Annotated in this window: 15 protein-coding genes, 2 tRNA genes and 1 pseudogene; 14 read left to right on the forward strand and 4 right to left on the reverse strand. The window is 45.3% G+C overall.

Translation table 11 applies throughout. The features are described from left to right. Window positions 1-32: 32 nt before the first annotated feature. Window positions 33-2,738, reverse strand: a complete 2,706-nt coding sequence (locus MADE_RS08300; protein WP_012518175.1) for a TonB-dependent receptor — start codon at window positions 2,736-2,738, stop codon at window positions 33-35. Window positions 2,739-3,179: 441 nt separating this feature from the next. On the opposite strand from MADE_RS08300, the gene MADE_RS08305 reads away from it, so the two are divergent. The 6 genes from MADE_RS08305 to MADE_RS08330 all read left to right on the forward strand — a co-directional run bounded on the left by MADE_RS08305 (window position 3,180) and on the right by MADE_RS08330 (window position 12,288). Next, complete coding sequence (locus tag MADE_RS08305; protein ID WP_012518176.1) at window positions 3,180-4,091, forward strand: diguanylate cyclase domain-containing protein; 912 nt, start codon at window positions 3,180-3,182, stop codon at window positions 4,089-4,091. A gap of 48 nt (window positions 4,092-4,139) precedes the next feature. After that, on the forward strand, window positions 4,140-5,492 hold the full coding sequence (locus MADE_RS08310; protein WP_012518177.1) for an AraC family transcriptional regulator ligand-binding domain-containing protein: 1,353 nt from the start codon (window positions 4,140-4,142) through the stop codon (window positions 5,490-5,492). Window positions 5,493-5,766: 274 nt separating this feature from the next. Further along, the gene (locus tag MADE_RS08315; RefSeq protein ID WP_020743406.1) at window positions 5,767-7,113 is read left to right on the forward strand and encodes a Na+/H+ antiporter NhaC family protein; all 1,347 of its coding nucleotides are present in this window, start codon (window positions 5,767-5,769) and stop codon (window positions 7,111-7,113) included. Between the two features lie 100 nt (window positions 7,114-7,213). Beyond that, window positions 7,214-11,242, forward strand: coding sequence for an ATP-dependent RNA helicase HrpA (gene hrpA / locus MADE_RS08320; RefSeq protein ID WP_012518179.1), 4,029 nt, complete (start codon window positions 7,214-7,216; stop codon window positions 11,240-11,242). 221 nt (window positions 11,243-11,463) lie between these two features. Continuing rightward, window positions 11,464-11,766 (forward strand): PilZ domain-containing protein, encoded by a 303-nt coding sequence (locus tag MADE_RS08325; protein WP_012518180.1) that lies wholly within the window; start codon window positions 11,464-11,466, stop codon window positions 11,764-11,766. Between the two features lie 270 nt (window positions 11,767-12,036). Beyond that, entirely contained in the window at window positions 12,037-12,288 is a 252-nt protein-coding gene (locus MADE_RS08330; protein ID WP_012518181.1) for a DUF2061 domain-containing protein, read from the forward strand. A 98-nt stretch (window positions 12,289-12,386) separates the two neighbouring features. On the opposite strand, the gene MADE_RS08335 is transcribed toward MADE_RS08330, so the two are convergent. Further along, on the reverse strand, window positions 12,387-13,580 hold the full coding sequence (locus MADE_RS08335; RefSeq protein ID WP_012518182.1) for a class I SAM-dependent rRNA methyltransferase: 1,194 nt from the start codon (window positions 13,578-13,580) through the stop codon (window positions 12,387-12,389). A gap of 151 nt (window positions 13,581-13,731) precedes the next feature. On the opposite strand from MADE_RS08335, the gene MADE_RS08340 reads away from it, so the two are divergent. Further along, window positions 13,732-14,709, forward strand: coding sequence for an NAD(P)H-quinone oxidoreductase (locus MADE_RS08340; protein WP_012518183.1), 978 nt, complete (start codon window positions 13,732-13,734; stop codon window positions 14,707-14,709). 75 nt (window positions 14,710-14,784) lie between these two features. Here the strand turns inward: MADE_RS08340 and rnhA are convergent, their stop codons facing one another. After that, complete coding sequence (gene rnhA, locus MADE_RS08345) at window positions 14,785-15,255, reverse strand: ribonuclease HI (RefSeq protein WP_012518184.1); 471 nt, start codon at window positions 15,253-15,255, stop codon at window positions 14,785-14,787. Between the two features lie 97 nt (window positions 15,256-15,352). Here rnhA and dnaQ point away from each other — a divergent pair, with 97 nt between their 5' ends. The 7 genes and pseudogenes from dnaQ to MADE_RS08385 all read left to right on the forward strand — a co-directional run bounded on the left by dnaQ (window position 15,353) and on the right by MADE_RS08385 (window position 22,001). Next, a complete protein-coding gene (dnaQ, locus tag MADE_RS08350) occupies window positions 15,353-16,072 on the forward strand; it encodes a DNA polymerase III subunit epsilon (RefSeq protein WP_012518185.1) in 720 nt (239 codons plus the stop codon). A gap of 68 nt (window positions 16,073-16,140) precedes the next feature. Next, window positions 16,141-17,643, forward strand: coding sequence for a TIGR03503 family protein (locus tag MADE_RS08355; RefSeq protein ID WP_023559634.1), 1,503 nt, complete (start codon window positions 16,141-16,143; stop codon window positions 17,641-17,643). Between the two features lie 324 nt (window positions 17,644-17,967). Beyond that, window positions 17,968-18,044 (forward strand) — tRNA-Asp (locus MADE_RS08365). Window positions 18,045-18,075: 31 nt separating this feature from the next. Continuing rightward, a tRNA-Asp gene (locus MADE_RS08370) sits at window positions 18,076-18,152 on the forward strand. 285 nt (window positions 18,153-18,437) lie between these two features. After that, window positions 18,438-19,988: an EAL domain-containing protein gene (locus tag MADE_RS08375; RefSeq protein WP_020743408.1), complete on the forward strand. Its 1,551-nt coding sequence runs from the start codon at window positions 18,438-18,440 to the stop codon at window positions 19,986-19,988. A gap of 90 nt (window positions 19,989-20,078) precedes the next feature. Continuing rightward, window positions 20,079-20,788, forward strand: a pseudogene (gene lolD / locus MADE_RS08380) (lipoprotein-releasing ABC transporter ATP-binding protein LolD). After that, complete coding sequence (locus MADE_RS08385) at window positions 20,775-22,001, forward strand: lipoprotein-releasing ABC transporter permease subunit (RefSeq protein ID WP_023559636.1); 1,227 nt, start codon at window positions 20,775-20,777, stop codon at window positions 21,999-22,001. The pseudogene lolD and the gene MADE_RS08385 overlap by 14 nt, the downstream one beginning before the upstream one ends. Window positions 22,002-22,176: 175 nt before the next feature. On the opposite strand, the gene MADE_RS08390 is transcribed toward MADE_RS08385, so the two are convergent. Then, entirely contained in the window at window positions 22,177-23,523 is a 1,347-nt protein-coding gene (locus MADE_RS08390; RefSeq protein WP_023559637.1) for a dicarboxylate/amino acid:cation symporter, read from the reverse strand. Window positions 23,524-23,570: the final 47 nt, after the last annotated feature.

The following is a 23,570-nucleotide window of genomic DNA, read 5'->3' on the forward strand; positions in this document are numbered from 1 at the left end:
CGCGCCTGACTATAAACAACAAATTAACGTGACTAGTTTAGCTGCCAAGTAAAACCTAGTTCGAACGTACGGCCATACTCTTCGTACTGCGCGTTTTGACTGCGCGTATCGAAGTAGTTGTAGAAAGGTTCATCACCTAAGTTAATGCCGTTAAAATATACCTGCATGGTGTCGTTAATGTAGTAACGTGCCATGAAGTCCATTTGTACATGGTCATCTTCAAATCTCAGCATATCGCCGTCAATTTCTTCAAAGTTTTCACTTTTATAGGTGGTGGCAAGTCGTACGCTAAAATCATTGGCCTCATAGCCTATGGTTAAGTTGCCAATGCGATCAGACTGATTCGGTAGCTGCGTTTCAAACTTCTCGCCATCCAAAAAGGTGGTTGCTTCAGAGTCGGTGAAAGTAGCGTTGGCAGACACGATAAAACCGTTGTTAAAGGCTTTTACCCAAGAGAGCTCTAAGCCGGTCAAATCTGCAGAGTCGCCGTTGATGGGTTGAATGACCTCTTCGAAGCCTTCCCAGCCCGCGGTACCTGCAACATCGGCATAAACAACGAAATTATCGATATTCTTATAAAAAAGACCGGCTGAAATGACGCCAACGTCGCCAGGGTAGTATTCAAGAGATAAGTCAACGTTCTGAGCTTCGTAAGGCTGAAGCTCTGGGTTACCGACTTCTGCTTCGCGTTCAGTAACAAATACACCATCGTCTTCTTCTGTTTTGCTTTCGATTATTTGAAATGCTGCGACATCTTCAAACTTAGGTCTAGAAATGGTTTGAGTGTAAGCAGCGCGAAGCTGTAGCTTGTCAGAAAATGTGTATCTAGCGTTCACGCTAGGTAGCCAGTGATCATAGTCACGCTCCGCTTCCCAAGGCGTATTCACCACTTCTTCTACGTCAGTTTGCTCGTTTTCAACAAGCTCTACGCGCATGCCCGAAGTTGAAAAGTCAGTACGCTCGTAGCGAACACCAGCGACCAAGTGAAGCTTTTCAATATCTACGCTGCCCATGATATAAGCGGCAAAGATGTCTTCTTCGTTTACGTACGTAGCACCGCGAGATTCAACGTCTGAGTTTAGACTATCAACCTCAAGGCCCTCACGGTTATCGTTAAAATAACTGCGCATTACGCCTCGGTTAAGCCCTGGACCGAAATTGTCGAGTGAATAATCTGGGCTTGCTGCGCCAAATTGAGCGGCATCTAGGTCATCAAAGTCACCATCGAAAATAGTAATACTGCTGTCTCGGTCTTTCTCTCGGCTGCGGTATTTTGAACCAAATTTTAATTCACCGATGTAGCCACCTACATTAATAGGGCGCGCCGCATCAAATTTGATGCTGGTTTCGGTATCTTTGGTGTAGTTATCTTCAAAGCTTATTTCATCTACTTCATAGGTCGACAAATCCATGGCATCAGCATTCTGTGAAACAGTAGGGCGCATGGTGTTTAAGTCGGCATCAATGCTGTCATTCTCTGTTTTAAATATATAGTACAAAGCGTCAGGTTCATCTTCGTCAGATTTTGCGTAGCCTAGCTGCCAGTTCGCTTCCCATGTATCTAGCTGGTGTTCACCGCCTAATGCGACCGTGAAGATACTTTGGCTTTCAAAACGATCTTTACTTTCTCTTTCAATTTCCGAATCTTCGCCGTCAAAGGTGAAGATATTGCCTTGGCGATATTCATCATCAGAAAATTCACTGTATAAGGTGCGTAAGAAATATTGGTTGTTGAAGTCAGGGCGAAAATCTATGTTCAACGCACTACCTAAACGCTCCCGTGTAATGGTGTAGTGGCGCTGTTCAAGTTCGTCGTCACCGTTGCTTTCTACATTATCAGAACCAAAGTCTCTGTCGAAATATGAAACAGCACCGGCAACGCCCCATTTAGATGAAAGTTTCTTGGTAAAGGTACCTGATACTTTTGGGCTGGTTTCATCGCGCAAATCATTTTGGCTTGCTTGAACAGTAACGCTTGCGGTGTCGCGAGCCTTGTCAAACGCACTAACGCTTTTAACGGCTACTGAACCACCTATGGCATCACCATCCATATCAGGTGTGACAGATTTCGATACTTCTAGTGTTTGAATGAGTTCTGAAGGAATGACATCTAGGGCAACAGAGCGCACGCCAGACTCAGGCGAAGGAATGTTTAACCCGTTGATGGTGACATTGTTTAAGTTTGGATCGATACCGCGGATCCCTACAAAGCGACCTTCACCTTGGTCACGTTCAATAGAGAGGCCGGGCAAGCGCTGTAGCGATTCTGCTGCGTTTTGGTCAGGGAATTGGCCAATGGCATCTGCAGAAACAATCGAAGATATGCGGTCAGAAACTCGCTGCTGATTAATGGCGCTTGCCTGTCCGCTTCGTTGCCCTCGTACCAGTATCTCGTCAATGGTCTCACCGCTACCGAATTCGACTGAGGCCCGCGCTATGTCATTATCTTCCACCTTGATGGTTTGCGTGACGGTATCTTCACCTAAATAAGAAATTTCTAGCGTGTAAGTGCCTTTAGGAATAGAGGGAAAGCGAAAAGTGCCGTCTCGGCCTGCCTCAGTAACAAGTCCTAATTCAATAAGCTTTATTTTAGCGCCGTTGTAGCTTCGGGCCTTAGCGGCATCTTTTACAGAGCCAATGATTACGCCATCTGCCGCCAGAACAGGAGAAGCAATGCTGAGGCCAAGTGCCGTTACGCAAGCAAGTGCAAGAGAAGAGTACGCGGTTTTAATTTTCATTTATTTTCCAATCAATTAAGCAGTCAAAAGGAGTGTTAAGTCAGCACTAAGTTAGTGAGGAAGTTAATGCGTGAGTACCCTAAGAACGCTGCATGACAGTTATATGACGATTTGATGTTAGTAATAAGACCAAGGGGTCAACGCCATAGATTTATCAATTTATTGAGCTAATTTGACCCTGCCTTATCACGTTGATTTACATCGGGTTTTAGCGATAGAAAAGAGAAATAGAGAATGTTCGCCATCAAGATGTCACATTAATGAGCCAAACTGACCCTCGACACTGCGAACATATTTAGGCAAGACTCTCGTTTTACTTGGAAGTTAGATGACGGCGCTATGCCGTACCGTACGTGCTTGGTCTGTTTGACTTGCCACGCTCACCGGAAAAGCTAAAACGTTTTGCAGTGTACACGAGCAGGATATTTTTTAAGAGGCGCTATGTTTTCCTTTACCAATACTACACAATTTAGGCACCACACGTGGTGGCTCGCTTTCACGGTAAGCATTGTTGCAATTGCCATATCTTTAGCGCTTTTTTTAGGTAACCCAAAACAAAGCGCTGATATATCGGGTTTAGATATCGTGGGTGAGGGAAGTATTGTCCTGCTGACCCTTGCCTGGATACTTGCAGCGCTTGCGAGTAGGCCTCCTGGTAAAGTCACCAGCCTCCTTGTTTTCGGATTAGGTTTTTTTCTTTTTTCAGCAACACTAGACTTCTTAGATGAGTTTTTACGTTACCCCGATGATGCACATTGGATAAGCATGATAGAGTCCTATCCTGCCGCAGTAGGAATGGTGGTGATGACCGCGGCTCTTTACCAGTGGCATCTGGAGCAAAGAGCATTAAACCTACAGTTGCGACGTCGTGAATGGGACTATCGGGATCACGATAAAATAGACCCCATAACACAGCTTTACCGTGCTGAGTATTGGAAAGAGCAGATTCAAAAGCTTCAGCAATTCAATAAGTCGGCTGTACTTGCCATCATAGATATCAACAACTTTTCTTTGTTTAACCAGCAATATGGGTATACGGAGGGCGATAGGTATCTTCACGAAATTGCCCAGCTATTGGTAATGAACTTACGCCAACATGATTTAGCCTGTCGGTATGCTGGAGACCGTTTTGCTATTTTACTGCCGGATGTATCGCCGACACAGGCAGACATCATCATTGATGAGATAAAGGCGAGCATTCAGCATCTGGCCTTTAGACATCAATTAAACACCAACGCGATTTATACTTCAGCGCGAAGTACACACGTAACCTTGTTACCCAATCAGACACTTTCTACGGTATTGAACGCCATGTTGACAGAGCTTGAGCGCCCTCAAAAAAGTGCGGCGTGACTATCTAATGATGAATGAATAGACCATGTTCACCGCGGCTATAACCCAATGGAAATAAGCTTATCTAATTTCACAGTAGCAGCGTCGTCACATTCAGGTGAGGGCGGTGATAAGTTTGTTGAAAAAACGAAACCTCTTGCAGAGCTAAATGATCTGGGTGTCCATGCAAAAAAACATGTTGGGGTGGGTGTCTCTGTAAGAGAAGGTGTTGGTGCAGATAGCGTGGGTGTCTCTGTAAGAGAAGGTGATGGTACAGGTAGCGTGGGTGTCTCTGTAAGAGAAGGTGTTGGTGCAGATAGTGTGGGTGTCTCTGTAAGAGAGGGTGTTGATGCAGGTAGTGTGGGTGTCTTCGCTAGTACCGATGTTGTGCAGTCTACGCATGATAAGGTTATTGCTGGCTATTGGCTGGTTAAAGCCGTGCTTGATGTGGCACTTAATCGTGGTGCGAATAAACATAAATTATTCAGAGGTACAGGGATATTTGAAGATGCACTAGAGCCTGATTCTTTGATAAGCATTAAGCAATATCATTTATTGCTTACCAACGTGCAAAGTCAAACGAAAGGGGCAGATGTGAGCTTTTTGCTGGGAAGTGCGTTGGCTGCTCAGTGGTTACATAGTCCAATGCATGTACTGCAAACTTGCGATACCCTAGAAGCGTTACTGACCCACCTTGTTCACCAGCAAACCTTTAGGTGGTGTAGTATTCCCTTATGTCAGTTCCAGTGCTTTACCACCAACCATAAGGTAATGTTAATTCCTCAACTCACCATCGGCGGCGCTAAACTGGCACAATTTGTAAGAGAAGTAAGCTTTGCCAGCATAGTGGCGCTTTTAAAAGGGATTGCAAAGCAGCGAGTCTCTGTTTCGTTTAACTTTACCTGCGCCAGACCAAAAAATATTGCTGATTTTGAAACCCATTTAGGGCTTAAGGTTGCGTTTAATTGCCCTTTCAACAGTATGTGCATTGAAAAGCATGCCCTGGATGAACCCATGTCCACACCTGTTATTCACTCACCAAACATGGTTACTGACAAAGAGTTAGGGCGGTATCGCCTTTTCGAACGCTATCCTCTTATCTCGCTTCCCGATTATGTTAGGTGCCATGTGTATCAAACCATAAGCGCTCACAATATGGGGAGTGCATTGCCTGAACTTGCTGAAAAGTTAGCGATTAGCCCAGCTACGCTCAAACGTAAATTAAAGGAGTTCAATACCAGCTATCGACAGCTGTCAGAAGAAGTATGGCGCAACTATGCCTTAGTTTTGCTGTCTGTGCATAAAGCAAACAATGAAGAGGCAGCACGACAAATGGGTATAAACGATTTACCTAACTTTCGCCGTACGGTTAAGCGGCTGACAGGAAAGACGCCAAGTGAACTTAGACTTTCTAATGCCTAAGTGGTGTAAACCTGTGTAATTCCCTTTTCAATAGCGTTAAAACCTTTTATCCTCTTTCGCTTATGTTTTTTATCACGTAAAAGCATACAAATGCATGCTATATGCAGGTTACACCACTCACGTAAAACACGCTTAGACGGTAGTGAAATATATATTTAGCGGTCTGACGTGTTTAACTTACGTGATTGCCTAAACACATTGAGTCTATATTAAAGGCTCTAGCGTCGTCGCTAATCATTTGTAGATAAGTCATAAAATCAAAAGAGAGTTTTCTGTGCGCGAAAATAACGCTACTGCACCAAATTCTGTATTACCTAACCCTATGGGTCTAACGCCAATACTACTCTTCGTGGTTCTTGTTGTGGTTACGGGGGTAACAAACAACGATATAACTGCAATGCCGATATTAGTGGCATTTTTTATCAGTGCTGGCTATGGTCTATGCCTTAACCCCAAGGGTAAAAAGGTGAGCTTTTCTGAAAAAGTGCAAACCTTTTGTCAGGGAGGCGGCGATAAAAACATTATTCTTTTGGTGTTAATCTTTTTGCTAGCTGGGGCGTTTTACGCGGTCACGATAGATATCGGAGCGCGCGATGCCACGGTGAACATGGCCCTTCAATTTGTGCCATCAGCGTTAATTCTGCCAGGCTTGTTTCTTATATGCTGCTTTATTTCGTTCTCTATGGGAACGTCAATGGGCACTATCACTGCACTATCACCTATTGGGGCAGGCCTTGCGACGAATTTAGGGCTGCCGATAGAAATGGCATTAGGGATTGTGGTTGGCGGTGCCATGTTCGGCGATAACTTATCCTTTGTCTCAGACACCACCATTGCTGCAACCCGCACTCAAGGGGTGCAGTTGAAAGATAAATTCCGCGCAAACCTGATGGTGGCCGTGCCTGCGTGTATCGTCACTATGGCGCTTTTGCTTATGGTTGATGTAGACACATCGGGCATTGTTGAAGGTGGTAGCTATGATTTTTGGCGCATAGTACCGTACCTGTGTATTATTGCGTTCGCGCTTACAGGCTTTAACGTTATCAGCGTGCTAGCTGTCGGCATTGCAAGTGCCTGTGTGGTTGGGTTGGTACAAGGCAGCTTTACCATGCTTTCAATGATGCAGAGTATTCAAAAGGGCATGGGCTGGATGCAAGACCTTGCCATGATAGCTATAACCATAGGCGGTATTGTGGCACTGATGCACGCCAACGGCGGCATTACGTGGTTAATTGAACGTCTAACCCGCCGAGTTACTTCAAAAAAAGGGGCTGAGTTTAGTATTGCAGGGCTGGTTAGTTTCTTAGACATAACCACTGCCAATAATACCATCGCCATTGTCACCGCAGGCCCCATTGCAAAAGACCTCAATGAAAAGTATGGCGTAGACCCCCGACGTACTGCATCGCTTTTAGATATATTTTCGTGTAGTTTTCAAGGTTTGGTGCCGTATGGCGCGCAATTGTTAAGCGCTGCCGCGGTAGTCGGTATTTCGCCCTTGGCAATTACGCCGTACTGCTGGTATCCCATGCTGATCTTTGTGTTTGGCGTGGCGGCGATTTGGTTTGGTTTTCCGCGTTTTAATACGCCACAAGACGATGAACTAACCCAAAGCGCGTAATTTCTCGTAACGCTTACAACGCTAGCTTTTTAGGGCGGTATCTTCTAGGATCACCGCCCGAATTTTATTGATGTTTAGAAATCTTCTTTAGGATGCAATTTTGTCTTCACCAATCGCGATAAAACCCCTCTACAATAAACTTGATGATTGTTTAAGCGCCGATAAGTTTCGCTTGAAGCGCCGCATTACGCTGCTTGCACAAAAAGCAAAGGGGTTAGGTGAGTCTAAAGGCGCGGCACCGGGTGACAAAAGCGAGGCTTCAAAACGCAAAGCGCTCGGGGGTAGTACGTCGCATAGCGCAAATAAAGGAAGTCAGAAAAACGCACAAAAATCGGCCGAAGAAAGTTTAAGCACGCAGTTTGAAAAACTTAAAGCAGACATCAATGGGTCAATTGAAAAGCGCAACTGGCGTAAAGCCAACCTACCAAAGGTAGAGTATCCACCGCTACCGGTAAGCGATAAAAAAGAAGATATTAAAGACGCCATAGCCAACAATCAGGTTGTGATTGTTGCGGGTGAAACTGGCTCGGGTAAAACCACTCAGCTGCCTAAAATATGCTTAGAACTAGGTTTAGGTGTGAATGGCATGATTGCCCATACGCAGCCGCGTCGTCTTGCTGCTAGAAGTGTGGCTACCCGTATTGCAGAAGAGCTTAATACGCCATTGGGCGAAAAAGTGGGCTTTAAAATTCGCTTTAGCGATCAGGTGAGTGAACGCAGTTATGTAAAGCTAATGACAGACGGTATGCTGCTCGCGGAAATGCAGCAAGACCGTTTTTTAAATCAATACGATACAATTATTATCGATGAAGCCCACGAACGAAGCTTAAATATCGACTTTTTGCTCGGCTATCTTAGACAGCTGTTACATAAGCGCCCTGATCTCAAGCTTATCATCACCTCAGCGACCATCGACCCAGAGCGGTTCTCTAAGCATTTTAATAACGCACCTATTATTGAAGTAAGTGGCCGGACTTATCCAGTTGAGGTTCGCTATCACGCCCCTGAAGACTTTGATGAAGATCGCGATCAAAGCGATGCTATTATTCATGCCGTTGACGAGCTTATGCGTGAAGCGCCAGGCGATATCTTAGTATTTTTAAGTGGCGAACGTGAAATAAGAGACACCCAAGATGCGCTCAGTAAGCAGCATTATCGCAATACTGAAATCGTGCCTCTTTATGCGCGGCTATCCGCCGCCGAGCAAAACCGCATTTTTCAGTCCCATAGCGGCAGGCGCATTGTGCTTGCTACGAACGTGGCTGAAACGTCGTTAACGGTGCCTGGTATTAAGTATGTTATCGACCCTGGTTTCGCCCGTATTTCGCGATACAGTGCAAGAAGTAAAGTGCAGCGGCTGCCGATAGAGCCTATTTCGCAGGCCTCTGCGAATCAGCGGGCAGGGCGATGCGGCCGTGTTTCAGACGGTATTTGTATTCGCTTGTACAGCGAAGATGACTACCTTGGTCGTCCGGAGTTTACTGACCCTGAAATTCTGCGTACGAATTTAGCATCAGTCATTTTGCAAATGTTAGCGTTGGGGCTAGGCGATATTGCTGCGTTTCCATTTGTTCAGCCACCCGACAACCGCAATATTAACGATGGTTTTCGCTTGCTTGAGGAAATTCAGGCAATTGGTAAAGGGAAAGGTAAACAAAAAGGGAAAATGCAGCTTACGCCACTTGGCAGACAGATAGCTAGGCTGCCCATTGACCCGCGTTATGCACGCATGGTGATTGAAGCTGAGCGAACGAATGCGCTTAGTGAAGTCATGGTTATTGCTGCGGGCTTGTCGATTCAAGACCCGCGAGAGCGCCCTCAGGAAAAGCGCCAGCAAGCTGACGAAAAGCACAGTGAATATCAAGATAAAGACTCTGACTTTATTAGCCTTTACAACGTGTGGGTAGCGTTTAGAGAGCAGCAAAATGCGTCAAGCCAAAACCAGCTGCGCAAATGGTGTAAGCAGCAGTTTATCAACTACCTACGTATGCGCGAATGGCAAGACATTGTTAGCCAGCTTAAAAAGTCGATTGCCGAGCTTGGCTTTGGTATTTCAAAGCAAGAAGCGGATTATCAATCTATTCACCAAGCTATCGCCAGCGGCCTGCTTTCACATATGGGCTTTAAAGATAAAGAGCGCGAGTATATGGGGTCGCGTAACTCTCGCTTTTTAATCTTTCCAGGGTCAGGTTTGTCGAAGTCGCAGCCAAAGTGGGTCATGGCGGCAGAGCTGGTGGAAACCTCTAAATTGTTTGCGCGCATGGTGGCAAAAATTGACCCTACCTGGGTAGAGCCTTTAGCCGAGCACGTGGTACAGCGAAGCTACTCAGAGCCTCACTGGTCTAAAAAGCGCGGTGCGGTTATCGCCTTTGAAAAAGTTACGCTGTTTGGTCTGCCGATAGTCATGAAGCGGGCCAAGGTGTACAGCCTAATCGACCCACCAATTTGCCACGAGTTGTTTATTCGTGAAGCCCTGGTTGAAGGTAATACTAAGCTAAACTACAGCTTCCTTGAGGAGAATCAGGCGCTACTAGAGCAAGCGGATGAATTTGAGCAAAAGACCCGTCGTCGCGATTTGATTGTGGATGACGAAGAGCTTGTGAGCTTTTACGCCAAACGTATCCCACTTGAGGCAAACAACGATGCGGCTTTTAAGAAGTGGTTCAGACAGCACGGCAGCAACGACAGCCTAACGTTTAAGGAAGAGGATGTTTATCGTCAGCAGCCAGGTCAGTCAGTGGCCAATGCATTTCCCGACGTATGGCGACAGGGCAATATTACACTGCCGCTGCGCTATAATTTTGAGCCAAACGCTGTCGATGACGGGGTGACTGTAGTGATCCCGCTACCCGTATTAAACCAGGTCGATAACATTGGTTTCGATTGGTTAGTACCGGGGTTAAGACACGACTTAATTGTAGGGTTAATCAAGGCCCTGCCCAAACGCTTGCGCCGTAACTTTGTACCAGCTCCTAATTTCGCCGAGGCCTGTCTAGCTGATATCAGTGAAACGGACAAAAACAACCGGCCTGTGCCCTTGCTTGAAGCCGTAACCGATAAGCTTCGCAAAATGACAGGCGTCATTATTGAAAGCGATGAGTGGAACCTAGCCCAGCTTGATAAGCATTTAAAAATGCATTTCGCAGTGGTGAACGACAACGGGGACGATATTGCAAAGGGTGACGACCTACACGCCCTTAAACAGCAGTGTGCAGGGCAGGTAAAACAAACCTTTGAAAAAGCGGCAACGCCCGAGTTAGAACGCAGCAACATAGAGCAGTGGGACTTTGAAAGCTTGCCCGAAACTTTTGTGCAGAAGGTGGGCGGGTTTGAAGTACAAGCATTCCCTGCGTTGGTTGAAAAGGGCGATAAAGTTGATATTGCGCTTATAGAGGAAGCGGATAAAGCGCAAGCCTTACACAAACAAGGCGTGAATGTATTAATTAAAAATGCCATGCCATCGCCGCTTAATTACTTACAGAGTAAACTGCCCAATAAAGCAAAACTAGGCCTTTATTTTAACCCGTTTGGCCAAGTTAAAGCGTTAATTGACGATTGTATTTTTGCGGGTATCGATGCCATTGTGACAGACTACTGCGAAGCGAATAAAACCGATATTCGCAACAAGGCCGACTTCGAAGCCTGTCTAGATATTGCCCGGGCAAGCATTAACGATAAGGTGCTTGAAATTGCTAAACAAGTAGAGCAGGGGCTCACGCTTGCTCATCAATGCCAAAAGCAAATGAAAGGCAATGTGCCATTAACCATGATCAATGCGCTAGGCGACTGTAAAGCGCATCTGGCGCAATTAGTATTTCCAGGCTTTGTCTCACAAATAGGTGAAGCAAGACTTGATGATTGGAATCGTTACATCAAAGGGTTGGCAAGACGACTAGAAAAACTACCCATTGATCCTAACAAAGACAGAATGCATCAGGTAACGGTGGAAAAATCGACGAAAGAATGGGAAAAAACCTGTAGTAAATACCCTAAGGGTAAAGTGCCGCAAGCGCTATTAGACGTACGTTGGATGATAGAAGAACTGCGTGTTTCACTGTTTGCACAGCAACTGGGTACGGCGTATCCCATATCAGCGAAACGCATCACACTGCATTTAGCAGAGTATTAGCAAAAATACGCGTTGTGGCCTTATAAAGTAGAAGGCTAAGGTAATTTTTCTAATTTTGACTACAGTTAATATGAACACTGTATAAGAGAAAAGTTAAACGAAAGACTACTTTTTAGTTTTGGCGGTCAAATATCATACAGTTTGATTGACAAGTTATCAGCATCACCCTATAACAACAAGGGTAGTCGTCAGCGTAATGCTAAAAATCAGGAGAAGTAGACATGTTGGGATACGACGATAAGCGAAATTTTTTCAGGATGATGGTAAATTCGCCGTGTCAGTTGCAAATAACTGATGATGAGTCGAGCCGAACCTTGCAGGCAATGTGCAAAGATATTAGCGCAACGGGAATGTCGTTAGAAGTTGATGAGCCTTCTATCGAGGTAGGTACGCAAGTAAGCGTCGCTATTGAATCCTCTAGTTCACAAATCCCTTCTCTTGCTGCGTTAGCAACGGTGGTACGCTGTGAGCCGGAATCGGAGTCAAGCTGCATTATCGGTGTTGAAATTTCTCAAATGAAATAGCGTGATATAAGCAATGGGGCGAAGCCGTAACTTCGCCTTAAAGCAGGTTAAACCCGGCAGGCTTTTTCTTCTACAAAATGCCTCTTAGCTTAGTGTGTTTGTGTTAAAACCCTAGTCCAACATTGAGCATAAAAATCACGCTGTCCTCTCTTATTAATTAAATTGAACAGACCGTTCGCTTTTTTCTATTTTCAATTTATGCTCTAATTGATAATAATTCTCATTACTGCGCAAGCAACCATATTTTATTTTTTAAAGAGAGTTATTATTATGAAAAAGACGATTACCTTTGCTGTTATGCACTTTGCGGTCGCGTTCACTGTAGCTTACCTATTAACAGGTAGTGTGGTTGTAGGTGGCGCTGTGGCACTTGTAGAACCCGCAATAAATACTGTTGCGTTTTACTTCCACGAAATGGTGTGGAAAAAAATTGAAGCGCGTAAAGAAGGGGCGACAACGGAATTAGCGTCTGAAACATCGGCGCCAGTGCGAAGAAACCAAGATATCTCATTTGCTTCATGAGCGCGGTTAACGAATAAAAACGCTGGCTTAAAAAGACTTTCTTTAAATAAATACTAAAAAGCGCCTGTATGTCATTCACACAGGCGCTTTTGATTTTGTCAGTCGTCTGTTACTTCACAAACCAAGCCTTTTAAATAGTATCCTTCTGGGTAACTACCGATGATAGGGTGGTCCGACGCTTGATTAAGTCGGGCAATAATTTTTATCGTACGGCCCGCATCGAGCGCGGCATCAGCCACTACTTTTTGAAAAAGATCGGCCGGCATAAGGCCAGAACAGCTAAATGTTAGCAATAATCCACCGGATTTTACCGCGTGGATACCGTACATGTTGATGTCCTTATAGCCACGAGCAGCGCGGTTTAGTGAGGCTTTGTTATCAACAAATTTTGGCGGGTCAAGAATAACCATATCAAACTGTTTATTTTGCTCGTGATATTCACGCAACGCTTTAAATACGTCTTTGTTAAGATACTGCGTGCGCTTGTCATCAAAACCATTTATTGCCACGTGGTGCTTGGCTAAATCAAGGGCAGGCTGCGATACATCTACATTGGTAACCGACTTCGCGCCGCCAGAGAGGGCATAGCAAGAAAAGGTGCCTGTGTAGCTAAAACAGTTAAGCACATCTGCGTCTTTTGCATAGTGCGCGGCCGCAGCGCGACTGTCTCGCTGATCCAAGTAAAAACCAGTTTTGTGACCACTTTCTATGTCTACCACAATGTTAATGCCATTTTCTTTCACAGTAACTTGCGTAGGTGGCTGGCCGTGAAGCACGCCGGTAACAGGCTCAAGGCCCTCTTTTTTACGCACATCTACATCGCTTCGTTCATACACATGAACGTCTGGCATAAGTTTGGTGATGGCCCACACTATTTTATCTCTGTGCTTTTCCCCGCCAGCGCTAAGCAATTGTACGACTGCCACATTGTCGTAAAGGTCAATAGTTACACCTGGAAGGCCATCGCTTTCAGAGGCTATCCAGCGAAATGCATTGGTTTTATTTGGGTCGAACAAGCGCTTACGTAAAGCTAAGGCTGTTTCTAATCGCCGCAAGAAAAAGCCATTGTCGATGCTCTCGTCTTTTTTGAACGTCCACATACGAACACGAATCTTAGAATGAGGTGAATAGGCCCCTCTACCGAGCCAGTCGCCTTCGTCATCAAACACATCTACTGTATCGCCAATGCGAGCACGGCCTTTCAATTCAGCTACTGCGCTTTCAAAAACCCAGGGGTGTTTACGGCGAAGTGATTTATCTCTGGAGGGTTGTAATATGACCTGTGCTGACATGTAGGCTCTCGTATTTAGTTAAACAGTATTGCGAATGGGCGCGATTATACGCAATTTCGTATGTTCTGTGTTGAATAAACAGTAAAGAAACCCAAACTGAATAAAAGATTTTCGCGTATTGAAATATTTATTTAAGGGATACAAAAAAGCTATGCACTACGTAGATTTCGCAAAAGGATGCAAACCTGATGAGCTAACGGTAAAAGAGCAAGCGGGTTATTCATTAACGGCGGGTAAAGTAAAGGTAGAGGTAAAAGCGTTCGGTGTTAACCGCGCCGATACCTTGCAACGGCAAGGTAACTATCCACCACCGCCAGGTGAAAGCGAGATTTTGGGGTTGGAAGTGGCTGGTGTCGTGTCTGAAGTTGCAAGCGATGTCAGTACCTTTAAAGAAGGGGATAGAGTATGTGGCTTAGTAGCAGGTGGCGGTTACGCAACGGAAGCACTGGTCAACCCTGCTCACCTAATGCGCATTCCACAGGGCATGCCGTTTTTTGAAGCTGCCGGTCTTACTGAAGTATTTCTCACTGCGTTTCAATGCTTACGCACGATAGCCCACATTAAACCGGCCCAGCGAGCATTGATCCACGGTGGTGCGAGTGGGGTTGGCCTTGCCGCCACGCAATTGTGTCGTTACTGGGGTGTACACAGTGCGGTAACCGCATCAAGCCAAGAGAAGCTGTCGTTGTGCGAAAAAAATGGCGCAGAACAACTTATAAACTATAAACAGCAAGCGTTTGATGAGGTGCTTAAAAAAGCATGGCCTGAAGGCGTTGATATGGTGCTAGATATGGTGGGTGGCGACTACTTAAATCGCAACTTACAGGTACTGAAACGAGATGGCAGCGTGGTTTACCTTGCCATGCTCGCGGGCCGCTATGCGGATAATCTTGATATGGCGATGTTGCTTGGTAAGCGAGCGTCAATTATTGGCACTACATTGCGCAACCGCAGTGATGAATACAAAGCCAACCTCATTGGTGAGTTCGCAACGGCGTGTATACCCGCGTTTGAGAGCAAAGAGTTAACGGTAAATATTGATACGCATTACAGTATTAAAGATATAGATAAACCTCATGGGCGCTTAGAAAACAATGACACACAAGGCAAGCTGGTGGTTTCTTGGTAGAGCGATTAAGTTAGGCGCGCATCGCGTTGCGCGCCCAGTTCATTGCCTATGTATTGTTAGCGTTATTTCTGTGCATTAGTTGCCAACAAAACCTTCATCGATTTGAGTTGGTTTCGCTTCGGCGGCCCCGCGAGCAAGCTCATCGCAGCGTTCATTTTCGGGGTGCCCCGAGTGGCCTTTTACCCAGTGCCAATTCACTTGATGCTTTTTCACTGCTTCATCTAACCGTTGCCATAAATCGGCATTTTTCACTGGCTTTTTATCAGACGTACGCCAACCGTTTTTGCGCCAGTTATGGATCCATTGGTTAATCCCATTTTTTACATACTGGCTGTCGGTAGTGAGTTCTACCGCACAAGGCTCAGTCAGGCTGTTTAGCGCTTCGATAGGGGCCAGCAACTCCATGCGGTTATTTGTGGTATGCGCAAATCCGTCGCTTAGCTCTTTCTTATGCTGTTTATAAATTAATACAGCACCATACCCACCAGGGCCTGGGTTGCCTAGACAGGAGCCGTCGGTATAAATATGAATGGTCTTTTGCGCCACAGCACTTCCTTTAATTTATCTTGTCATTTCCCTTAGCGGATTGCGAAGGGGTTGATATACTATCAAAAAATGAAAGCGTAATTATAGTAGAGGTTCCATGCGCCAAATTGTACTCGATACTGAAACCACTGGTATTGATCCCAAAGAAGGCCACCGTATTATCGAAATTGGCTGTGTTGAAGTCGTGAACCGCCGGTTAACGGGGAATCACTTCCATGTGTATATCAACCCAGGCCGGCATATAGAACAAGAGGCTATCGAAGTTCACGGCATTACGAATGAGTTTCTTACCGATAAACCAACGTTTGCGCAGGTTGCACAAGAGTTCGTGAACTTTATAAAAGGGGCGCAGTTAGTTATTCACAACGCCCCGTTTGACGTCGGGTTTATGGACCATGAATTTGGCATGGAGCCGTCGACTAAAGGGGTTATCACCAATCAAATTTGTGATGTGCTCGATACGCTTACCCTCGCTCGACAAATGCACCCGGGCCAGAAAAATAATCTTGATGCACTATGTAAACGCTACGGCATAGACAACAGCCACCGTACGCTCCACGGCGCGCTGCTGGATGCAGAGATATTAGCCGACGTTTATCTCTTGATGACCGGCGGTCAGACTAAGTTAAAACTTGCATCATCAGGTGGTAGTGAAACTGACTCCACCGCAATCAGACGAGTGCAGCGCAAAACAAATAAATTAAAGGTTATCAAAGCGTCCGCCGATGAGTTAACACAACACGAAGCTCGTCTAGACATTGTTGAAAAGGCGGGTGGAAAATGTTTGTGGCGCCCTAATGTTGACGAGGTGTCTTAAACTTTTCATCGACAACCCGTTTTAGCAAAGCGATATAACAGAACAATTTAGTGCAGGAGCAGCGTAGCGTGAGAGTGTGGTTTTATTGGGTAATATTATTATCATCGTTTATTCACACTGGCGCTACTGCGCAATCTCAGGAAGATGAACGAGACGCTGCGCGCCAAGTCGCTGATAGTGCCGTTCAAGATACCCAAGCGCAAAACCCGTCAATCGATACCTCACCGCTTACTGACTTAGGCGATAACTATACGAATTCTATCAAGCTTTTACAGAACCGCTTCCGCGTAGACTATAACGTGGAGGAAATTACGATGGTTTTTTTCCGTGAGTATGGATCTGCGCCAGTTGTGTTAGTGCGCCCAGACGGCTCTAAGCTTTTTCAGGGCAGAGTAGATGAAGACAAGGTACAGTGGTTTGATGCCGATACCTTCGACATGATAACCATAAGGAACCCCGTCCCCGGGCCGTGGCAAGCGGTGGGACAAGTACTGCCAGAAAGCCGCATTATGGTGCTATCTAATGTAGAACTCCATGCCGACCCCTTACCTAATGTCTTGTTCTCGGGCGAAATTTTAAAGTCAACTGCGTACCTAACCAATAATGGTAAACCTATTGAAAATAAGCGCTTTAGGGATGTGGTGGAGTTAGATATTGAATTTAAAAGCACTAACAATCCTAACTTTGGTAATTTTGGAACTGGCGATCAAACCATCGCTACATTTAAAGATGATGGCAGGGGAATGGATGAACGACCGGGTGATGGGGTATTTACAGGGCAGTTCAACTTAAAAATTGCTGCCGGTGAATGGAAACCAATTTTTAGGGTTAGCACGCCTATGTATACGCGAGAGCAAGAAGGTGCGCCCATTGTTCTTCATGATAACCCGGTCACTATTGATGTAGAAATGGATGGAGGCGGTGAGGGCTATCACAAAATTATTATTGATGTGAATCGCGAGCTGGTTGATATCGAATCTTTACTGGTAGATGGCAAGGTAAAATTTCCTAACGCGGACATGCAAAACTTCTCGCTTACCGAGGGAGGGGCAGAGGCTCGCGAACACCTAATAGTGGCCTATGAAGAGGGTATTTTCAGAGTAAAAGTCACTGCCTATGGCTCTACCGTGGATGGAAGGGACTTCATTTTAGACGTACCAGAATTTAGCTTCGTGGCAGATGGGCCCATTGAGCCTGAAGTCGAGGACCCATTAATAAACGGCGAAGATCCTATTGTAGATGGCAGTGCACCGATGATGGCACCCATAGAGTCTAACGCGATTAACACGCAGTCCGCTCTTTCCGAAGAGGACATGGACGAGGGAACGCTTACGCTAATTTTGGTAGTGGTAAACGGCTCAATTATATTGATTGGTGTGATAGCAGCGGTTGTTATTATTATTGTGCGCAAGCGCTCTTCTTCACCACAAGCTACTCAAACCGCTAAAAAACAGACGACTCAGCAGAAGCAGCAGCTCACTGAGGCGGATCTCACCATGGAAACTGCGCCAAAGGGCATCAGTAAGCTGCTAGGTATTTTTAAACGAGGTAAAAAATCAGACGACGCGTAGGCCGTTCGTTGTTATACGATGAAATAGCGTCGCTAATTTGTTCAGTTTGAATTTTATTTCGACATAATGCCTATTTAACAGGCAAACAAACCGCAGATGACAATTTTATTAATAAAAAGCGTTGACTCCACATGGGGGAATACGTATTATCTGCGCCGCAGTCAGGGGACAGGGCAACATCAGCCAANGTNNNNTCNCNGNNNACNNNGNNNGANNTNGNNCNNTAGTNNAGTNGNTTAGAATACCGGCCTGTCACGCCGGGGGTCGCGGGTTCGAGTCCCGTCCGCTCCGCCATTTAGTTATACAGCGCAATCTCGATTATGTGGAGCGGTAGTTCAGTTGGTTAGAATACCGGCCTGTCACGCCGGGGGTCGCGGGTTCGAGTCCCGTCCGCTCCGCCATTAATCGAATAAAGCGCACTTCCCATTATGCGGAGCGGTAGTTCAGTTGGTTAGAATACCGGCCTGTCACGCCGGGGGTCGCGGGTTCGAGTCCCGTCCGCTCCGCCATTAATNGATAAGCTTTCTATGCAGTCTATTCCCCCTCCTGGGGAACAACGCACTAAATCTCTTATTTCTACTAATTAATTTTCTCTTAATGTCGTTACATGCTTCGTGCTATGGTTCGCGTTTTCGTCATTTGACATTCGTGTATCTATCGCTACCTATTTACTCATCTGAGCCTGTTTTATATAGAAACTGCAAAACAAGCAGCAACATGCCCTAAAGTCGTAGTGTTTTTTTTTATATTTGTACTAGAGTTACGCCGTTAGTGCTTTGAAAACAACAGGACTTATGAATAAAAGCGACCAAAAACAATATTTTCTTGCAGACAATCTGAAAGCTATCGGCGTTTCTTTGCTCAGTGTATTAGGTGTGACGGTCCTTCTTGCCATCATCATGTTCATATTTGTACGAGAACAGGAAGAAAGTCGTGCTAAAGAGATCCTAGATAACGTACGAGTAGTGTTCAGAGACGCAGAGATTACCCTCGACTATCTAAATGCCTTACCCTACGAATCTTGTGATGTAGCAAACCTTTCCGAAATGCGAAAAACTTTGTTTCGCTCTCGCTTCGTAAAGGAAATTGGCTTTTATCAAAACGACAAATTGTTGTGTAGTACCTATTTAGGTATTTTAGACGAGCCTATTGAAGAAGATAAACCGGATTTCTATACACAGCTCGATGATGCTTTTTGGATTAATACACCGCTACAGCTTTTTGACAAACAAGCAACGGGTACCATCGTTAAGCGAGGCCGATATAACGCCGTACTCGACATGGATAGTGTGATCGGCTACAGCTATACCCAAGACTGGCAGCTTTTTTACAATGGCGATAAATTTTATCACATGGCTGGCAATCCCGGCCTTGTCGACTCAACGCTTAGCCAGGAAGATATGGACGCGCGCACGGGGTATTTTTCTTTAAGGTTTATTCTGTGCGATGAACGTTACACAAATACGTGCCTTAAAGTACGCTCTGATCATGGCAGGGTGCTAGACCTGCATATGGGCAAAATTGTGTTATTCGTTTTTGCTATGTTGATGACCGCAGCATTAACTCATATGCTCACGTTTAACTATTTAAGGCGCAGACGTTCTCTTGAGTCACGAGTGAGCAAAGGGTTAAAGGAACACAAGTTTTACTGCCTGTACCAGCCATTTGTAGATCTACAAACGGGCAAGGTTATTGGTTGTGAGGTGCTAAGCCGGTTTGAGGATGAGTTTGGTCCAATCTACCCAGATGAATTTATCCCACAGGTAAAAGAGCAGGATATGACCTGGGAATTCACCGTTGACATGATCACTACAGCAATGAAAGAGCTTAACGAAAACCCCGATATACCGGAAGGGTTTAAGGTGTCTTTCAACCTATTTCCCTTCGATTTTACCCGTGAAGGATGCCTGGATTTAGATTTTGCTCTAGGAATGAACGACAAAAACTTCAAATTAGTTTTAGAGATCACCGAAGACGAGCAGATTGCTACGCACAGCGCGGTTAAACATATTAAGTCGCTTAAGAGTAAAGGCTTCTTGTTTGCTATTGATGACTTTGGTGTAGGCTATTCGAATTTAAGTCAGTTAAAAACCCTTAACTGTGACTTCCTCAAAATTGATCGCAGCTTTGTTATGGATATGGAAGATAACAGTATTCGTTCTTCACTTATTCCTCACATTGTGAGTATTGCTGAAGGTCTGAATGTAGAACTCATTGCAGAAGGGGTTGAGAATGCCGAACAGTCGAAGGAACTCAAGGGCTTAACAATTGGGTTTGGGCAAGGTTGGTTGTTTGGTAAGCCACAATCTGCAAGCGCACTTGCTAAAAGCGTTCAAGATACCTAATAACGGGTTTTATCTCTGTTATTTTTCGGTTGGTGTTGGTAGTGTTTAACGCTACCATTCACCGACCGAAAAATGTAGAAGAAAACGCGCATGCAAGACGTGCTATTTGCCGTAATATAAATAAGACCTATCAAGATGGCAGCAACGCCACCCCCGTATTACACGATGTATCACTTTCAATAAAAGCCGGCGAACACGTCGCGATTTTGGGAAGCTCTGGCTCAGGTAAAAGTACGCTTTTGCATATACTTGGAGGGTTAGATAAACCAACAAGTGGCGACGTACAATTCAATGGAAAATCCCTTAGCCAGTTGTCGAGTAACGCGTTAGCAAAGCTACGCAACGACGAAATGGGCTTTATTTACCAGTTTCACCATCTTTTAGGTGAATTCACAGCGTTAGAAAATGTAGCCATGCCACTTCGTATTAGGGGGCTTTCACCAAAAGCAGCCCAAGCTAAGGCGCGAGACATGCTTGAAGAAGTGGGGTTGTCTCACCGTATTGAACACTTGCCTTCTGCCATGTCTGGCGGAGAACGCCAGCGAGTGGCTATCGCCCGAGCGCTGGTCACCGAGCCTTCTGTGGTGCTGGCAGATGAACCTACAGGCAACCTTGACGATTCTACGGGTGAGCAAATTTACAAGCTGCTCACGAGTTTGAGCGAGAAGAAAGGGACATCATTTGTTGTGGTAACGCACGATATAACGCTGGCTGCAAAGATGGACAGAGTACTTAAGATAAAAGATGGCCGCTTAGCCAGTGACGCTGAGAGTAAGGAGCGCCAAGATGCTCGCTTTTGAGCTTGCCCAAAAGTTTAGAAAAACGCGTTCACAGCAGCGCTTTATTTCCTTTATTTCAATGTCTTCTACCATTGGTATAGGCTTGGGCTGTTTTGTACTTATTGTGCTTCTAAGTGTGATGAACGGCTTTGAAAAAGAGCTAACTAGCCGAATTTTAAGTGTGGTCCCCCACGGTGAGATTTACAGTAAAAGTGAAAGCGGTATCGAAAATCTAGAGGCTCAGCTATATCGCTTTTCTCAAGATAGCCGTTTAGACAGGGTAACACCCTATACTGGCTTAACGGGCATGCTGCAGTCGAAAGGTGAGCTTAAAGCCATTAGCGTAACGGGTATACCCGTTAATAGCGTGAAAGAAAAGTATGCCGAACGTGTAACGAAAAATGACTGGGCAAGGTTTAGTACCCAAGAAAATGGGTTAATTGTTGGAAAGGGGATTTTGGACTCGATGGACCTTGCTATTGGCGATACGGTTCAAATTTTGATCCCTCAAACCACGCAGGACTTAACCTTTAAAGCGCCGCGTTCCATTACCCTTAAAATAGCAGGTGTGTTGTCTGTCGGAGGGGAGCTTGATAATCAGCTCGGCCTAATGCACCTTAAAACTGTATCACAGGCCATAGGCATAACCTCTAAAGCTCAGGGCATACAGTTTACATTGAAAGACCCATTCTCGGCTTACGATACTATGCGCGATATCGGATATAGCTATCCGCAAGCGGTTTATATGTCTGATTGGACACGTACCCAAGGACACTTGTATAGCGATATTCAGCTAGTGCGTGCAGTGGTTTATATTGCCCTTACGCTGGTTATCGCCGTTGCTTGTTTTAATATTGTGTCGTCATTGGTAATGGCAGTGAGAGACAAACAGGCGTCCATCGCCATACTTAAAACAATGGGAGCCACAGATACGTTAATTCGCAATACCTTCGTGCTCCAAGGTGTAATAAACGGTGTGGTCGGTGTTACGGTTGGTGTAGCGCTGGCTGTAATCGTTGCTCCTAATTTGTCAGAGATTGTACGCTTTATCGAGTCAGGCCTTGGGGTAGAAATTCTGTCTGGCGATATTTATTTTATCGACTTTTTACCGTCTAGCATGCATTGGCTAGATGTAGTTGTAACAATGATCGTTGCGATGATCCTAAGTGTTGGTGCAACCCTTTATCCCGCGCAAAAAGCAGCGAATATTTCGCCGTCATCAGCGCTGCATTAAGCTTCAACATGGAAAAGGGGCAAGGCGGTATACCTCTTCTATAACGTTTAAATTCGCGTAGTTCCATTAAGGGCAGTGTGGGTCTAAATACCTTCTATTCCCTTTACAATAAGCCATCAACAAAAAGGCCAGCAGTATGCTGGCCTTACGTTTATTGATACTGTTTAAACACGTGTTACGTATTCTTCTCGACGTGTTCAAAATCAACATCTTCTTGTTTTAACCCCGCTTTAGGGTCGTTATAGACATTTTCATCTAAGGCCCCCTCGCTCTTCGCAACCACACACGACACCATACAGTCGCCCGTGATATTAACCGCAGTTCGTGTCATATCAAGTAGTCTATCTACGCCGATAATAAGGGCTATGCCTTCAACAGGTAAGTTCACCTGCTGTAATACCATGGCAAGCATGATAAGGCCTACGCCGGGTACCCCAGCGGTTCCGATAGACGCGAGTGTAGCGGTAAGTACTACCATCATGTAGTCACTTAAGCTTAAATCTACCGCGTAAACCTGGGCAATAAATACCGTTGCCACGCCTTGCATAATGGCGGTGCCATCCATGTTAATGGTTGCACCTAACGGCAGGGTAAACGAAGAGACTGAGTTGCCTACCCCTAATTTATTTTTTGCCGTTTCCATGGTAACTGGCAACGTGGCGCTACTGCTTGATGTACTAAAAGCAAATAGCGCTGCATCGCGCATCTTCTTCATTAAAATAAGTGGGTTCAAACCTGCCAGCGCTTTAAGCAGTACCGAATAGGTTACCAGGCCGTGCAGAATCAACACGCCGAAGACTAAGAAGAAATACTTGGCTAGGCTTAAAATAGTTTCGCCACCAATGGTAGAGAAAAGCTTAGCCATCAGCACGTAAACGCCATAGGGTGCAAGGTTCATAATGATAGTAACCAAGCGCATGATAACGGTATTAATGTCTTCGAAAACAGCAGTAAGGCGTTTGCCTGCATCGCCCGTCATGGCCATAGCTATACCAAACAGCACAGCGAACACGATGATTTGAAGCATGTTACCTTGCGCCATAGAGTTAATGGGGTTGCTAGGGAACATATTTACAATAACATCAGAAAGGCTTGGAGCTTCTTTGGCCTGGAACGATGTTTCCGTGGTTAAATTTAGGCCTTCACCGGGAGAAACCACTAAAGCTATACTCATGGCTAGTGTTATTGCTATCGCGGTTGTGACAACATAGAGTCCAACAGATTTCGCTCCAAGTCTGCCTAGCTTGCTTGGGTCAGATAACGTACTGGTTCCACAAATAAGGGAAACAAACACCAGCGGTACCACTAGCATTTTTAAGCTAGCGATAAATATTTGGCCGAGAGTAGAAAATATACCTTCTACAAGAATGTTATACGTTGAGAATTCGAAACCGAATATCGAAAAAGTAAAATCTCCGCTATCATCAAACAATAATTGGAGAAAGACACCAGTCAAGATACCGGCAGCCATGCCGATAAATATTCGAGCGGTTAAACTATATTTATGTGCAGATGAAGACATTAATGTTCCCTGTGCATTTTTATATTTTTAATCTTTCGTAGTGTGCC

This window comes from Alteromonas mediterranea DE, from assembly GCF_000020585.3.
Lineage (GTDB): Bacteria > Pseudomonadota > Gammaproteobacteria > Enterobacterales > Alteromonadaceae > Alteromonas > Alteromonas mediterranea.

What these genes read in the sequence shown, in the direction of transcription:
- MADE_RS08300 (WP_012518175.1), bottom strand. Translation starts at nt 2,738, where the DNA reads ATGAAAATTAAAACCGCGTACTCTTCTCTTGCACTTGCTTGCGTAACG.
- MADE_RS08385 (WP_023559636.1), top strand. Translation starts at nt 20,775, where the DNA reads ATGCTCGCTTTTGAGCTTGCCCAAAAGTTTAGAAAAACGCGTTCACAG.
- MADE_RS08375 (WP_020743408.1), top strand. Translation starts at nt 18,438, where the DNA reads ATGAATAAAAGCGACCAAAAACAATATTTTCTTGCAGACAATCTGAAA.
- MADE_RS08340 (WP_012518183.1), top strand. Translation starts at nt 13,732, where the DNA reads ATGCACTACGTAGATTTCGCAAAAGGATGCAAACCTGATGAGCTAACG.
- MADE_RS08335 (WP_012518182.1), bottom strand. Translation starts at nt 13,580, where the DNA reads ATGTCAGCACAGGTCATATTACAACCCTCCAGAGATAAATCACTTCGC.
- MADE_RS08310 (WP_012518177.1), top strand. Translation starts at nt 4,140, where the DNA reads ATGGAAATAAGCTTATCTAATTTCACAGTAGCAGCGTCGTCACATTCA.
- MADE_RS08305 (WP_012518176.1), top strand. Translation starts at nt 3,180, where the DNA reads ATGTTTTCCTTTACCAATACTACACAATTTAGGCACCACACGTGGTGG.
- MADE_RS08330 (WP_012518181.1), top strand. Translation starts at nt 12,037, where the DNA reads ATGAAAAAGACGATTACCTTTGCTGTTATGCACTTTGCGGTCGCGTTC.
- dnaQ (WP_012518185.1), top strand. Translation starts at nt 15,353, where the DNA reads ATGCGCCAAATTGTACTCGATACTGAAACCACTGGTATTGATCCCAAA.
- MADE_RS08325 (WP_012518180.1), top strand. Translation starts at nt 11,464, where the DNA reads ATGTTGGGATACGACGATAAGCGAAATTTTTTCAGGATGATGGTAAAT.
- MADE_RS08390 (WP_023559637.1), bottom strand. Translation starts at nt 23,523, where the DNA reads ATGTCTTCATCTGCACATAAATATAGTTTAACCGCTCGAATATTTATC.